Source organism: Nocardioides montaniterrae, assembly GCF_054782655.1.
In genome coordinates, this window is the sequence record NZ_BAAGSB010000011.1 from 19430 (window position 1) to 33442 (window position 14013).

A 14013-nucleotide genomic window follows, 5' to 3' on the forward strand; every position below is an offset into this window, starting at 1 on the left:
TCTCCTCAGCTCATCTTCCGGTGGTCCCAGGTGGCGACCTTGTCGGCGTGGACGATGACGCCCACCCGCTTGGTCGCCTGCTTCTCCACGGTCTGCCGACCGAGGTCGCCGAGCGCCTCGAACGACTCCGCGGCCAGCATCCGGGTCGCGACGGCCGAGCCGATCGCGAAGATCTGGTCGGGGTCGCGCACGATCTCGGCACGCCCCTGGATCGAGACTCCACGGAGCTCGAAGTAGTCGGTCCCGTCCTCGACCAGCACGCTGACCCGCGGGTCACGCTCGAGGTTGCGGATCTTCTGGCTGGCGGCGTACGTCCAGAACGCGATCGACCCGTCGCGCACGACGTAGAACAGCGTGGTCAGGTGGGGTGCGCCGTCGGGGCCGACCGAGGCTACCTGCACCTTGAGGTTCTCGGCGAGCAGGTCGGCGACCTCCGCCTCGTTCATGCGTACGCCGTCGCGCCCGCCCGTCCCGGCCGACACGATCAGCCCTCCGAGGAGTGCCCGGGGAAGACGTGGGCGCTGGGGTCGACCACGACGGCGGCGTTGTTGACGGCAGTGGCGGCCTCGCCGAACCCGACCGCGATCAGACGGACCTTGCCGGCGTACTCGGTGATGTCGCCGGCGGCGAACACGCGCGGCAGGCTGGTGCGCATCGAGGGGTCGACGACGATGTGCCGCTTCGCGGTCTCCAGGCCCCACTGCTGCAGCGGCCCGAGGTCGGCGACGAAGCCGAGTGCCGCGACGACGGCCTGGGCGGGCCGCGTGTGGGTGACCCCGTCGACGGAGATCTCGACCTCCTCGACGGCCTCACCGCCGATCAGCTTGGTCACCTCGGCCTTGGTGAGGATCTCGACGGAGGACGCGCGCACCTGCTCCACCGTCCGCGCGTGTGCCCGGAAGGCGTCGCGACGGTGCACGAGCGTGATGGAGCGGGCGATCGGCTCCAGGCTCGCGGCCCAGTCGAAGGCGCTGTCGCCGCCGCCGACGATGATGATGTCCTTGTCGGCGTACGGCTCGAAGCTCGGCACGAAGAACTCCATGCCGCGCCCCAGCCAGTCGTCGCCGGCCGGCAGGGGACGCGGGCTGAACTTGCCGATGCCGGCGGTGATCAGCATGGCCTTCGCGCGCACCTCGGTGCCGTCGTCGAGGGTCAGCGTCAGGCCCTCGTCGTCGGTGAGGAGCGAGGTCGCCGTCCGGCCGAGGAGGTACGTCGCCCCCGCCGTGTCGGCCTGCTCCACCAGGCCCGCGACCAGCTCACGGCCCTTGACGGTCGGGAACCCGGCCACGTCGAGGATCTGCTTCTCGGGGTACATCGCGGTGATCTGGCCACCCAGCTCGGGCAACGAGTCCACGACCGCGACGCGCATCCCGCGGAAGCCCGCGTAGTACGTCGCGAACAGGCCGGTCGGGCCGGCACCGACGATCACCAGGTCGCAGTCCACGCCGGAACTGTAACGTGTTCTAGTTCCGGCTGTCTGCATCTGGCAGCTCCTATTTCGCGTCGATGTTGTCGATCAGCCAGCCGGTGTTGGTGTGCACCATCGTCACCAGCAGGCGGTAGGGGGTCAGGGTCATCCGGCGGTCCTTGCCGATGCCCTTGCTGATCCACTGGTTGAGGAAGACCAGTGCCTGGAGCTGGGTGCGGTTGGCGCGCACGACGCCCTGGTAGGTCACCCGGGCGTCGACGTCGACCTTCTTGGCGATCGACTGGGCCTTGGCGTCCGACGTCGTCTGCTTGAACTTGGTCGCGAAGTCGGACGTCATCAGGTCGGCCGCCTTGGCGACGTCGTCGTCGAAGTGCTGCCAGTGCAGGCTGACCGCGGTGGCCGCGTCCTTCGCCGCCTGGTCGACGCCGGCGTCGACGTCGGTCTGGTTCAGGATCACGGGCCGGCCGGACGGAACGGCGATCTGGCCCGTCGGCACGTGGGGAGCACGGTCCTTGTGCACGGCGAACCAGGCACATTGACCGGCGACCACGAGCGCGAGGACGCCGAGCGCGACCATCAGGACCCGGGTGAGCCGTCCGCCCGCGAACAGCACCAGGAAGCCACCGGGCTCCTGCGGCTGCCGCGGCGGCTTGGGCTGTGCCGAGGTCAGCTGCTTGCGGGGTGCCGCGACCCGCTCGACCTGGTCACCCTCGTCGAGAGGTACGTCGACCCGCCCCGCGATCTTGCGGGGCCGGGACGTCACGGGCCGGGATCCGGCCGGGCGCCGCTTGGGCTGGCTCATGACCCCTCCCCGATGAACGTCACGTTGTTGACCAACCAGCGGCCACCGGACCGGGCGAGGTCCACCTTGATCTGGTTGTTGTGCGCCGCGACCTGCTTGTGGGTGATGTCGCTGGACACGGTTCCCTGGGTCGCCAGCACGGTGGTCGCCGAGTCTGCGTCGCCGGTCGTGTAGCCGGCGTACACGACCTCGGAGCGGTAGGTCGCGTGCAGGCGCTGCAGGAGCGTCTTGGTCCCCTTGACCGACTTGTCGTACTGCGCCCGGAACGCACCGGTCGTCATCGAGCGAACGGCCGCGATCGTCGAGTCGGCGGTCTTGTAGTCGATGTTGGTGAACGCGTTGACGAACTTGGTGCTCGCCACCAGGACGTCCGCGATGCGCTGCTGGTCGGAGGCCGGCGACTCGTCCATCGCCTGGACCACACCGCTGCCGACGTCACTGCCGGCGTCGACGGTCGGCGCCTGCTCGCGCTGGTGCTGGTCGTACATCTTCGCGCCGAGGAAGATCGCGGCACCCGCCACCAGCAGGACGCCCAGCCACAACGCGAGGTTGAGGCGGATGCGGCTGCGATCTGTCGTCGGTTCGGTCGACGTGGTCGGCACCTCGGTCACTGGCCCGCCACCGGGCCCACCAGCAGCCACTTCCACGCGTCTCCTCCCAATACCGACAGGTTGCCGGGCGTCTGATATCTGATGGCGCGTCCGTTGCGGTCGACCACGCCGGGGAGCGTGCTCGTCCCGGCGCTGCCACTGTAGTCACGGGCGGGTGACTTGTTCAGGCCCGCGGTGTAGGCCAGCGCGGCGTCGGAGCCGCGGCGCTCGAACGGAAGCGGAGACTCGCACTTGGCCGGGTAGGTCGGCGCGTCGGTGAGGTCCTGCGTCGAGCGCCACTCCGACGGCGGCTTGTAGCCCTTGGTGCACGGCGGGACGCTGTAGTCCATCTGCACGTTGATGTGTCCCCAGCCGTCCTTGGTCGATCCGGTGGGCCCCGCGGCCAGCAGCGGCGGGTAGGTCACCAGCAGCTGCTCGATGCCGGGCCGGTTCGCGTCGAGGACCGAGCCGACGCCGATCAGGTTCGTCAGCAGGCCGGGCAGCACCGGACCGAGGTCCTCCATCAGCGCCTGCAGCTCGCGGGCTGCCGCGGGGGTGTTGGAGATGACCTCGCGCAGGTTCTTGTCGCTGCCGCGCAGGGCTCCGGTGAGGGTGTTCAGGTCGGCCGCGAACGAGCGGACGTTCTCCTTCTGCCCGCTCTGGGTCTTGAGCACCTTGAGGCCGTAGTGCAGCAGCGCGACCGTCTCCTTGGTGTGCCGCGACGCCTGGTCGATGAAGACCGTGCCGCCGTCGAGGAGGCGCTGGAGGTCGCGGCCGGTCCCGTGGAACATCGCGCCGAGCTCCTTGACGGTGCTGCGCAGGCTCTTCTTGTCGACCGAGTCGACGAACTTGTTGAGCGTGACCAGCAGGTCACCCTCGTCGACGGGGAGCGAGGACCGGTCGCCCTGGAAGACGGTGCCGTCCACGGCGTACGGGCCGTTGCCGTTGGCCGGGTCGAAGTCGAGGTACTGCTCGCCGACCGCCGACAGGTTGTGCACCGCGATCGGTGAGGACGTCGGCAGCTTGGTGTCGTGCTCCAGCTGCATCGTCACCTTGATGCCGGTCTCGGTCGGGACGACCTGGGCGACCTTGCCGATCTTGACGCCGCGGTAGGTCACCTCGCTGCCCACGAAGAGACCGCCCGACCCGGGCAGCATCGCGGTGACGGTGATGTTGCGGCCGGTGATCCTGTCGACGATGCCGAGGTACGACGCCGTGACGTACACCAGACCGACGGCACTCAGGACGACGAACGCCGCCAGCCGGATCCGTACTCCCCTGGTCATGCGCCCGCTCCGAACAGCTGGGTGACCGTGCCGGGCTGCTGGTCGCCGGCACCCACGATCCCGCGCGAGAGGCCGGTCGTGCCGGTGTAGTTGCTGCCGAGGATGCCGGGCGCTCCGAGCAGGTTGCCGAGGTTCAGCGAACCAGCGGCCCCGAGCGTCTGGCAGACCGCACTGCTCAGCGCCTGCTTGTCCTTGCACGCCTGCTTGAGGCTGTCGGTCATCGTCGGGCTGCCGAGCACCGCGGAGCAGTTGGTCGACAGGACACGGTTGCTGGACACGCACCTGCTGACAGCACGGTTGCCGGTGGCCGCTCGGCCGAGCTGGATGTCGGGCAGCTTGAGCGCGGAGTAGAGGTTGGCGAAGTTGATGTCCACACGCGCGATCGTGTTGGCGTAGTCGCCGTGCACGATGTTGTTGGCGGCCTTCGGGAAGGGGAAGCTCGCCAGCAGGTTCAGGCCGGGCGCGAGCTTGTTGCCGGCATCGGCGATCTTGTTCAGCACCGGGCCCAGGTTCTTCAGGATGCTGAGGACGTCGGCCTTGCTCCCCCGGATGACCCGGGTGCCGACCACGCCGAGCTTCTTCAGCGATCCGAGCATGCGGATCATCTCGCCGTACTGGCTGTTGAGGACCCGGATCGCCGGACCTGTCGCATCGAGCGCGCTGCCGATGACGTCCTTCTCACCGTTGAGCGTGGTCGAGAGGTTGTTCAGCGAGCTCATCGCCTGGACGATGTCGCCCTTCTGTCCGTCGATCGTCTTCACGACGCTCGCCAGGTTGCTCAGCACCCCGCGCAGCCGCTGGGTGCGTCCGCTCATGATCTTGTTGGCTTCCTGGGTGATGGTGCCGAGCTGGCTCACGCCACCACCGGTCAGGAGGAACGACAACGCACCGAGGACCTCCTCGACCTCCGGGTCCTGCCCGGTGGCCGAGAGCGGGATGTTGTCGCCATCGCTCAGGCGGCCGGTCGGCGTCTCGCTGGTGGGCGCCTCGAGAGCGACGTACTTCTCGCCCAGCAGGGAGACCTGCTTGATCTCGGCGATCGCGTTGTCGGGCAGCTCGACGGACTTCTTGACGCGCATCGTCACCTCCGCGTGCCAACCGACACGCTCGACGTCGGTGACCTCGCCGACGACGACGTCGTCGACCATCACCGTCGAACGTGGCACCACGTTGAGGACGTCGCTGAAGTCCGCGGTGACCTTGAACGAGTCGCCCGCGGACACGGGGTGTCCGGGCAGAGGAAGGTCGTAGGCGCCGTCGAACTTGCAGCCCGCGAGGGCGAGCGTTCCCACGACGAGGAGCACACCGAGTCGAGCCGGCCGGGCGTTCATCAGCTGCCTCCGATCAGCGTCGACAGCGACGGGGTGTCCTGCTGGGCGTTGTAGACCGGCGTGATCCGCTGGTCCAGCGGCGACTTCTTCGCCGAGGTGCCCTGCGGCGTGAACTGGCTGTAGTCCGGCGGGAAGTAGGGGATCTTGGTGAGCAACGGCTCCATCAGCTGGCTGACCAGGTCACAGGCGGTCTTCTTGAGCGAGGCCGGCATGCCGGGCTTCTGCATGATCAGCGCGCAGACGAAGCCGTCGGCGTCCCAGGCGTAGCCGGCGATCGAGACCCGTGAGTTCTCGGTGCCGGTCTGGTGGTCGAAGGACGCCTGCAGGTTGCCCATCGCCACTGGCGCGATCCGGAGCGCGGTGTCGAGGTTGGTGCGCTCGGAGTTGATCGTGCCCATCACCGTCGACATGTTCTTGAGCTGTGCGACGAGAGCGTCGCGGTTGTCGTGGACGAAGCCCTTGACGCTGCCGACGGCCTGCGCGACCGCAGCGATGGTCCGCTGCAGGTTGCCGCTCTCCCCCGCCAGCGTCTTCGACACCCCGGCGAGGTCCTGCATGAAGGCACGCACCAGCTTGTCGTTGCGTCCGAGCGTCTCGGTGAACTTCGCCAGCGACGACACCGTGTCGAACAGCGGTCCCGCACCCTTGCCGAAGGTCTGGGCCGCGCGGGAGAGCTGCTGGATCATGTCGTGACCCCGGGCTCCCTGCCCGCCCAGCGCGTTCTGGCCGGCCTGGAGCAGGTGGTTGAGCGTGCCGTCCTTGTTGACGCCGTTCGGGCCGAGGGCGGTGGTCAGCGTCTCGAGGCTGTTGTAGATGCGGTCGAGCTCGACCGGCACCATCGTCGGGCGCTTGATGTCGGTGCCGTCGCGCATGACCGGGCCGCGCCGGTAGGCCGGCGTGAGCTGCACGAACCGGTCGGCGACCAGCGTCGGGGTGACGATCGCGGCGGTCGCCGAGGCCGGGACGCGGTACTTCGCGTCGTACTCGATGCCGACGCGGACCGAGTCGCCCTCCGGCGTCACCGACGTCACCTTGCCGACGTTCACACCGAGCACGCGTACGTCGGTGCCCGGGTAGACGCTCACGGCGCGGTCGAAGTGCGCGGTGACGTGGATCATACGGTGGGGCGAGCGCACGGTGTTGAGCAGCGCGGCGAGCGCGATCAGCACGACCACCAGGATCACCACCCGGCGGTCGATGCGCTGCCAGACGTGGCGGATCACTTGACGTTCCCGTTCTCGTCGGTCATCCCGGGCAGGAACTCACCGGTGGCGACGGCGGCGAGGTTCGAGGCGTACGCGTCGAACCACGGGCCGGTGCCGAGGATGTTGGACAGGATGTAGACGTAGGGACCGAGCTCGTGGAGCGTCGCCTTGAGCTGGTTCTTGCGAGCGACGAGGGTGCCGAGCAGGCCCTGCACCTGCTGCAGCGCCGGGCCGATCTGCTTTCGGTTGTCGGCCGCGACGCCCTTGAGCTCCTGGGCCATCAACCTGGCGTTGATCAGGAGCTGGTGGATCGCCACCTTGCGCTTCTGGAGCTCCTTGAACACCAGGTCGGCGTTCTTCATCAGCGACACGATGTCGTCGCTGCGGGCCGCGAGCACCCTGCTCACCTGCTGCGAGCTCGTGAACAGGGACTGCAGCTGGCTGTCGCGCGAGGCCAGCGACCGGGAGAGCCGTGCGATGCCCTGGAAAGAGGCCTGGACCTCGGGCGCCGCGCTGTTGAGCGTGTCCCCCACGACGCCCAGCGCCTTGGACAGCTGCGTGGTGTCGATCGCCTCGGTGGTGTCGGTGAGGTCGCTGAACACCCCCACGATGTCGTACGCCGAGGACGTCCGCTCGAGCGGGATCGTGGCGCGGTCCGCGAGCTGGTCCCCGCCCGACGGCGTCACCTTGAGGTACTTCTCGCCGAGCAGGTTGAAGACCTCGATGGAGGCGCTCGGCTCGCTGCCGAGCTCGACGTCACCGTCGATCTCGAAGGCGACGACCACGTGCGAGCCCTCGAGCGTCACGTCGCTGACCCGGCCGGCCTGGATGCCGCCGACCTGGACCACGTTGCCCTTGTGCAGCCCGCTCGCGTCGCTGAAGTCGGCGTAGTAGGTCGTACCGCGGAACCCGGGGAACTTGCCCAGGTTGAAGGTCGCGGCCGAGATGATCGCCAGGAGCACCAGGGTGATCACGCCGAGCCGCAGCACGCGGGCATTGGATGCGTTCGCCATCAATGGAGCTGACACCTCGGCGCGCTGGAGTGGAAGTCGTTCTTGGCGATGTACTTCTGGATCTCGCTCACGATCGGCAGGTTGCTGATCAGCGGGAGGGTGATCTTCGCCGAGACACCGCAGATGTAGTACTGGTACCAGGAGCCGTAGGTGCCGGTGCGGGTCTGGTCGGACATGACCTCGGGCATGCGCTCGAGGAGGTCGACCAGGTCGGCCTTCTGGTCGGGCCGGTTCAGCAGCGTGGCCAGCCGGCGCAGCGCCGCGATGTCGGTCTTGAGCAGCGGGCGGCCCCGATGCAGCAGGTCGGCCACGGCCACGGTCAGCCGGGAGATGTTGCCCAGCGAGCCGCCGATGGTGTGGCGGCCCTTGGCCAGGTTCGTCATCCAGTCCTTGAGCTCGATCACCAGGGTGTTGAGCTGCGTGTGGCGCTGGTTGACGGTGTTCAGCGTCGAGGTCAGGTTGGTGACGACCTTGCCGATCAGCTGATCGCGATCGGCCAGGGTGTTGGTCAACGACGCCGTGTGCTCGAGCAGGCCCCGAACGGTGCCGCCCTCGCCCTGCAGGACCTGGACCAGGTTCATGCTCAGGTCGTTGACCTGCTGGGGCGTGAGCGCCTCGAACAGGGGCTTGAACCCGTTGAACAGGGTGGTCAGGTCGAGCGCGGGCTGCGTCTGCGAGACCGGGATGGTGCCGCCGGCCGGCAGCGGCGCCGCACCGGGGTGCCCCTCGCCGAGCGCGATGTAGCGATCGCCGACCAGGTTCAGGTAGTGGATGTCGGCGGTGGAGGCCGTGGTCAGCGGGACGCCCTTCTTCACGCTGAAGGTCACGATCGCCTCGGTGCGGTGGTAGTGCTCGACGTCCTTGACGCCACCCACGCTCACGCCTGCCACCCGGACGTCGTCGCCCTTCTTGATGCTGCTCGCGGTCGTGAAGATCGCCTTGTACTCCTGCTCGGCACCCAGCCCGATGTGGCCCATGATCACCGTCAGCGTGCCGGTGACGACCAGCGAGACGACGGTGAAGAGGGCGAGCTTGATGCCGGCCGACAGCGTGGTCAGGTTGCGACGGTTCACGACCCCACCTTCCGTGCCGCGGTCGCCGGCACACCGTGCCGGACGACGGGGCCGTAGATCAGCGAGCCGAGGGCGCCGTACGTCCGCGGGCTGTGGCCGGACCGATCGGCGAGCATCGCGTTGAGGATCTGCTGGTCGCCGGCCGAGCCCGCGGAGCCGCCGGTGAACGAGCTCGGGATGTAGGGGCTGAACGGCGTGATGTCAGTCGGCGGGTGCTGTGCCTGCTGGATGCCCTGGTGGAGGCGGTGCGGCGTCGCCGGGATCTTGAAGTTGGGCAGACCGACGCACCACGGGCCGTGGCCGATCTCGCCGAACTTGATCGCGTCCGAGGCCCGGTAGACGTGGTACTGCGGGTTGAAGAACTCGATGTACTGCTTGACCCAGCCACCCTCGAAGGTCTTGGACAGGATCGGCGCGTAGTTGGCCGCGCCCTTGATCAGGCACGGGAACTCGGGCGAGTAGCGCGCCAGCAGCGCGACCACCGGGGCGCTGACGTGGCCCATGTCGATCAGGTTCGCCTCGTTGGCCGCGAGCAGCCGGCGCGAGGAGTCGGCGAGCCCGGTCAGGTCGGAGAAGAAGACGTCGATGTCACGTCGCTTCTGCACGACCGTGTGCGCGGTGACGGTGAGGTTGGCGAGGGTGTCGAGGAGGTCGGGCGCGGCGGCGTCGTAGTCGTCGGAGACCTTCGCCAGCTCGATGAGGTCCTGCTTGAGCGTCGGCAGCTGCCCGCCGATGGCGCCGAGGTACTTCCCGAGCTTGTCCATCGTCGCGCCGATCTGGTCGCCCCTGCCCTCCAGGGCGGTGGCGATGGCACCGAGCGTGGCGTTCAGGTCGGCCGGCCGGACCGCGCGCAGCAGCGGGAACAGGTCGGAGAGCACGCGGCTCAGCTCGACGTTCGTCGTCACCCGGCTCGCCGGGATCACGTCGCCGTTGGCCAGCGGGGTGGCGGAGGCGTTCACCGGCCGCACCAGCTCGACGAACTTCTGGCCGAACAGGGTGGTCGGCATGATCTTGACCGTGATGTTGCTCGGGATCTGCTTGGCGGCGTCGGGGTCGAGCGCCACCTTGATGTAGGCGTGGTCGCCGGCCTGCCCGATCTCGCGCACCTGCCCGACCAGTGCACCGTTGAGGCGTACGTCGCCGAAGCGGGCGAGCTGCAGTCCGGCCCGGTCGGCATCGATGGTCACCATGGTGACGTGGTCGAACTTCTTGTTGTAGATCGCGACCGAGAGCCAGATCAGCGTGGCGATCGCGAGCAGGAACGCCACCCCGGCGACGAAGAGCCGGTTGTGCTCCTTCGCCGTGTCGTGGTGGACGTTGACCAGCATCCCCATCAGCCCGTGATCCTCACGGTGGTGGTGGAGCCCCAGATCGCGAAGCTCAGGAAGAAGTCGGCCACCACGATGGTGACGATGCTGGTGCGGATCGCCTGGCCCACGGCGCGACCCACTCCCGCCGGCCCGCCGGAGGCGGTGTATCCGTAGTAGCAGTGGATCAGGATCACCGCGACGGCCAGGAACGCCAGCTTGAGGAACGACCAGAGCATGTCGACCGGTGGCAGGAACTCCAGGAAGTAGTGGTCGTAGGTGCCCGCCGACTGGCCGTAGATCAGGGTCACGATCAGGCGCGGCGAGAGGTACGACGCGCACAGCGCGACGATGTAGAGCGGGATGATCGCGATGAACGCCGCGACCATCCGCGAGGTGACCAGGAACGGCAGCGACGGCACACCCATCACCTCGAGCGCGTCGATCTCCTCGGAGATGCGCATCGCACCGAGGCGGGCGGTGTAGCCGCAGCCCACGGTGGCAGCCAGCGCGATGGCCGAGACCAGCGGCGCGACCTCACGGGTGTTGAAGTACGCCGAGATGAACGCGCTGAACTTCGCGACGCCGATCTGGCTCAGCGAGGCGTAGCCCTGCATGCCGACCTCGGTGCCGGCGAAGAAGGCCATGAAGCCGATGACGCCGGCCGAGCCGGCGATCAGGGTCAGGCCGCCGGCGCCGAAGGCGACCTCGGCCAGCGTGTTGAAGACCTCGCGGCGGTACTTGCGGACCGTCGTCGGCACCCACATGAGCGCCTTGACGTAGAAGAGCAGCTGATCGCCGTACCCCTCGATCGTCGCGCGAGAGGACTTGTAGGCGTCGGTCGCCAGATCTCCGATGGCACTCATCAGATACCTGCCGGGGGTGCGACCTGGAAGTAGATCGCGGTGATGACGGCGTTCAGGAAGAACAGCGCCATGAACGCCACGATCACGGACTCGTTGACAGCACGGCCCACACCGCTCGGGCCACCACCGGCCTTGAGCCCCTTGTAGGCGCCGATGATCGCCGCGAGCCAGCCGAAGATGGCCGCCTTGATCATCGCGATGTAGAGGTCGGGCAGCGAGGCCAGCGCGGTGAACGAGGACAGGAACGCTCCCGCGGAGCCTCCCTGGACGATGACGGTGAAGAAGTAGCCGCCGCCGATGCCGGTGCCGATCACGATGCCGTTGATCATCACGGCGACGAACATGGTGGCCACGACGCGGGGCGCGACGAGCCGCTCGAGCGGATCGATGCCGAGGACCTCCATGGCATCGATCTCCTCACGGATCTTGCGCGCACCCATGTCGGAGCAGATCGCCGAGCCGGCGGCGCCGGCGATGATCATCGCCGCGGCCATCGGTGCTGCCTCGCGGACGGTGGCGAGCACCGCGGTCGCACCGGCGAAGGACTGAGCACCGAGCTGACCGGTCAGGCTGCCGACCTGGAGCGAGATCACCGCACCGAACGGGATGGAGACCAGGATCGTCGGCATCAGCGTCACGCTGGTGACGAACCAGGCCTGCTCGACGAACTCCCGGAACTGGAACGGCCTGGTGAAGATGCGCTTGGTGACCTCGATGACCATCAGGGCGATCTCACCGGGTCCACGGACGATCGAGACAGCGCTCAGCGCCACGTTCGATCACCTCTTTCGCCGGTCGGGACCCACCCGATAGTAGAACGTGTTCTCGTTTATACAGCACTGCGACCGCTTGTGACGCGATCCACACCAACTAACTGCGCCGCGCCCGCCTCGGTCACGCTCACACGATCCGGCCCGACGACGTTACCCGGGAGTCAATTGCGACACCGTGTGCCGCTCACTTCGTGGCGTTCACCATCTGGCGAAGCTCCTTCTTGAGATCGCCGATCTCGTCACGCAGCCGGGCGGCGAGCTCGAACTGCAGCTCCGCGGCCGCGGACTTCATCTGGTCGGTGAGGTCCTGGATCAGGACGGCCAGGTCGCTGCTCGGCAGACCGGCCAGGTCGCGCGAGTGAGTACCGACGTCGGTGGAGCGCAGGCGCGGCGTCGGGCTCTTGCCCTTGCCCGCCGGCAGGCTGTCGAGGAGCTCCCGGGTGGACTCGTCCTCGCGAGCCAGCATCTCGGTGATGTCGGCGATCTTCTTGCGCAGCGGCTGCGGGTCGACGCCGTGCGCCTCGTTGTAGGCGACCTGCTTGGCGCGGCGGCGGTTGGTCTCCTCGATGGCGGACTCCATCGACGGGGTGATCCGGTCGGCGTACATGTGGACCTGGCCGGACACGTTGCGCGCCGCCCGGCCGATCGTCTGGATCAGCGACTTGTCCGAGCGGAGGAAGCCCTCCTTGTCGGCGTCGAGGATCGCGACCAGCGAGACCTCCGGCAGGTCGAGGCCCTCACGGAGGAGGTTGATGCCGACCAGGACGTCGTACGCCCCCAGCCGCAGGTCACGCAGCAGCTCGATGCGCTTGAGCGTGTCGACCTCGCTGTGGAGGTAGCGCGTGCGGATGCCGGCGTCGAGGAGGTAGTCGGTCAGGTCCTCGGACATCTTCTTGGTCAGCGTGGTGACCAGGACGCGCTCGTTCTTCTCCACCCGCTCCTTGATCTCGTGGATCAGGTCGTCGATCTGGCCCTTGGTCGGCTTGACCACGACCTCGGGGTCGACGAGGCCGGTCGGCCGGATGATCTGCTCGACGACGTCGCCCTGGACCTTGTCGAGCTCGTAGTTGCCGGGCGTGGCCGAGAGGTAGATGGTCTGGCCGATGCGCTCGAGGAACTCCTCCCAGCGCAGCGGGCGGTTGTCCATCGCGCTCGGCAGCCGGAACCCGTGGTCGACCAGGTTGCGCTTGCGGGACATGTCGCCCTCGTACATGCCGCCGATCTGCGGGATGGCGACGTGCGACTCGTCGACCACGAGCACGAAGTCCTCGGGGAAGTAGTCGAGCAGGCAGTTGGGAGCGCTCCCCCGCTGGCGACCGTCGATGTGCATCGAGTAGTTCTCGATGCCCGAGCAGCTGCCGACCTGCCGCATCATCTCGACGTCGTACGTCGTGCGCATCCGCAGCCGCTGCGCCTCGAGCATCTTGCCCTGGCGCTCGAAGGTGGTCAGCTGGTCCTCGAGCTCGAGCTCGATGCCGCGGATCGCACGCTCCATGCGCTCGGGTCCTGCGACGTAGTGGGTGGCCGGGAAGACGTGGAGCTCCTGGTCCTCGGTGAGCACCTCGCCGGTGAGCGGGTGCAGCGTCATCAGCCGCTCGATCTCGTCACCGAAGAACTCGATCCGCACCGCCATCTCCTCGTAGACCGGGAAGATCTCCAGGGTGTCGCCGCGCACGCGGAACGTGCCGCGGGTGAAGGCGAGGTCGTTGCGGGTGTACTGGATGTCGACCAGCCGGCGCAGCACCGAGTCGCGGTCGTGCTCCTCGCCCACCTTGAGCCGGAGCATGCGGTCGACGTACTCCTGCGGGGTGCCGAGGCCGTAGATGCAGGAGACCGTCGACACCACGATCACGTCACGCCGGGTCAGCAGCGAGTTGGTGGCGCTGTGCCGCAGGCGCTCGACCTCCTCGTTGATCGAGGAGTCCTTCTCGATGTAGGTGTCGGTCTGGGGGACGTAGGCCTCGGGCTGGTAGTAGTCGTAGTAGCTGACGAAGTACTCGATGGCGTTCTTGGGGAAGAGCTGCCGCAGCTCGTTGGCGAACTGCGCGGCGAGCGTCTTGTTGGGCTGCAGCACCAGCATCGGGCGCTGCACCTGCTCGGCCACCCACGCCACCGTCGCGGTCTTTCCGGTGCCGGTTGCGCCGAGCAGCACGACGTCCTGCTCCCCCGCCTCGATCCGCCGGGTGATCTCCTTGATGGCGGCCGGCTGGTCGCCCCCGGGCTGGTAGTCGGACTCGACCTTGAACGGGGCTACTCGACGCTCGAGATCGGTGACCGGACGCATGGCTCCAGCCTACGGACCTCCACCGACATCAAGGAGCCGCGACCGCGCGTATCG

Annotated in this window: 13 protein-coding genes; all 13 read right to left on the reverse strand. The window is 68.0% G+C overall.

The features are described from left to right. Positions 1-5 precede the first annotated feature (5 nt). On the reverse strand, positions 6-482 hold the full coding sequence (locus ACYVJ3_RS14065; protein WP_460853664.1) for a pyridoxamine 5'-phosphate oxidase family protein: 477 nt from the start codon (positions 480-482) through the stop codon (positions 6-8). 2 nt (positions 483-484) lie between these two features. Beyond that, a complete protein-coding gene (locus ACYVJ3_RS14070) occupies positions 485-1444 on the reverse strand; it encodes an NAD(P)/FAD-dependent oxidoreductase (protein WP_460853665.1) in 960 nt (319 codons plus the stop codon). 49 nt (positions 1445-1493) lie between these two features. Further along, positions 1494-2231 carry a hypothetical protein gene (locus tag ACYVJ3_RS14075; RefSeq protein WP_460853666.1) on the reverse strand — a complete coding sequence of 246 codons (738 nt, stop codon included), beginning with the start codon at positions 2229-2231 and terminating at the stop codon, positions 1494-1496. Beyond that, positions 2228-2842, reverse strand: coding sequence for a hypothetical protein (locus tag ACYVJ3_RS14080; protein WP_460853668.1), 615 nt, complete (start codon positions 2840-2842; stop codon positions 2228-2230). The genes ACYVJ3_RS14075 and ACYVJ3_RS14080 overlap by 4 nt, the downstream gene beginning before the upstream one ends. After that, complete coding sequence (locus tag ACYVJ3_RS14085) at positions 2839-4107, reverse strand: MCE family protein (RefSeq protein WP_460853669.1); 1269 nt, start codon at positions 4105-4107, stop codon at positions 2839-2841. The genes ACYVJ3_RS14080 and ACYVJ3_RS14085 overlap by 4 nt, the downstream gene beginning before the upstream one ends. Then, positions 4104-5438 (reverse strand): MCE family protein, encoded by a 1335-nt coding sequence (locus ACYVJ3_RS14090; RefSeq protein ID WP_460853670.1) that lies wholly within the window; start codon positions 5436-5438, stop codon positions 4104-4106. Before ACYVJ3_RS14090 ends, ACYVJ3_RS14085 begins: the two co-directional genes overlap by 4 nt. Further along, a complete protein-coding gene (locus ACYVJ3_RS14095; RefSeq protein ID WP_460853671.1) occupies positions 5438-6661 on the reverse strand; it encodes an MCE family protein in 1224 nt (407 codons plus the stop codon). The genes ACYVJ3_RS14090 and ACYVJ3_RS14095 overlap by 1 nt, the downstream gene beginning before the upstream one ends. Then, entirely contained in the window at positions 6658-7656 is a 999-nt protein-coding gene (locus ACYVJ3_RS14100) for an MCE family protein (RefSeq protein WP_460853672.1), read from the reverse strand. Before ACYVJ3_RS14100 ends, ACYVJ3_RS14095 begins: the two co-directional genes overlap by 4 nt. Next, entirely contained in the window at positions 7656-8729 is a 1074-nt protein-coding gene (locus ACYVJ3_RS14105; RefSeq protein ID WP_460853673.1) for an MCE family protein, read from the reverse strand. Before ACYVJ3_RS14105 ends, ACYVJ3_RS14100 begins: the two co-directional genes overlap by 1 nt. After that, complete coding sequence (locus tag ACYVJ3_RS14110; RefSeq protein WP_460853674.1) at positions 8726-10063, reverse strand: MCE family protein; 1338 nt, start codon at positions 10061-10063, stop codon at positions 8726-8728. Before ACYVJ3_RS14110 ends, ACYVJ3_RS14105 begins: the two co-directional genes overlap by 4 nt. Further along, complete coding sequence (locus ACYVJ3_RS14115; RefSeq protein WP_460853675.1) at positions 10063-10902, reverse strand: MlaE family ABC transporter permease; 840 nt, start codon at positions 10900-10902, stop codon at positions 10063-10065. The genes ACYVJ3_RS14110 and ACYVJ3_RS14115 overlap by 1 nt, the downstream gene beginning before the upstream one ends. Then, positions 10902-11675, reverse strand: a complete 774-nt coding sequence (locus ACYVJ3_RS14120; RefSeq protein ID WP_460853676.1) for an MlaE family ABC transporter permease — start codon at positions 11673-11675, stop codon at positions 10902-10904. Before ACYVJ3_RS14120 ends, ACYVJ3_RS14115 begins: the two co-directional genes overlap by 1 nt. A gap of 184 nt (positions 11676-11859) precedes the next feature. Beyond that, a complete protein-coding gene (gene uvrB / locus ACYVJ3_RS14125) occupies positions 11860-13959 on the reverse strand; it encodes an excinuclease ABC subunit UvrB (RefSeq protein WP_460853677.1) in 2100 nt (699 codons plus the stop codon). Positions 13960-14013: the final 54 nt, after the last annotated feature.

Bases quoted from the DNA above. Each gene is read 5' to 3' on its own strand.
- ACYVJ3_RS14115 (WP_460853675.1), bottom strand. From the start codon at position 10,902: ATGAGTGCCATCGGAGATCTGGCGACCGACGCCTACAAGTCCTCTCGC.
- ACYVJ3_RS14110 (WP_460853674.1), bottom strand. From the start codon at position 10,063: ATGGGGATGCTGGTCAACGTCCACCACGACACGGCGAAGGAGCACAAC.
- ACYVJ3_RS14100 (WP_460853672.1), bottom strand. From the start codon at position 7,656: ATGGCGAACGCATCCAATGCCCGCGTGCTGCGGCTCGGCGTGATCACC.
- uvrB (WP_460853677.1), bottom strand. From the start codon at position 13,959: ATGCGTCCGGTCACCGATCTCGAGCGTCGAGTAGCCCCGTTCAAGGTC.
- ACYVJ3_RS14075 (WP_460853666.1), bottom strand. From the start codon at position 2,231: ATGAGCCAGCCCAAGCGGCGCCCGGCCGGATCCCGGCCCGTGACGTCC.
- ACYVJ3_RS14090 (WP_460853670.1), bottom strand. From the start codon at position 5,438: ATGAACGCCCGGCCGGCTCGACTCGGTGTGCTCCTCGTCGTGGGAACG.
- ACYVJ3_RS14085 (WP_460853669.1), bottom strand. From the start codon at position 4,107: ATGACCAGGGGAGTACGGATCCGGCTGGCGGCGTTCGTCGTCCTGAGT.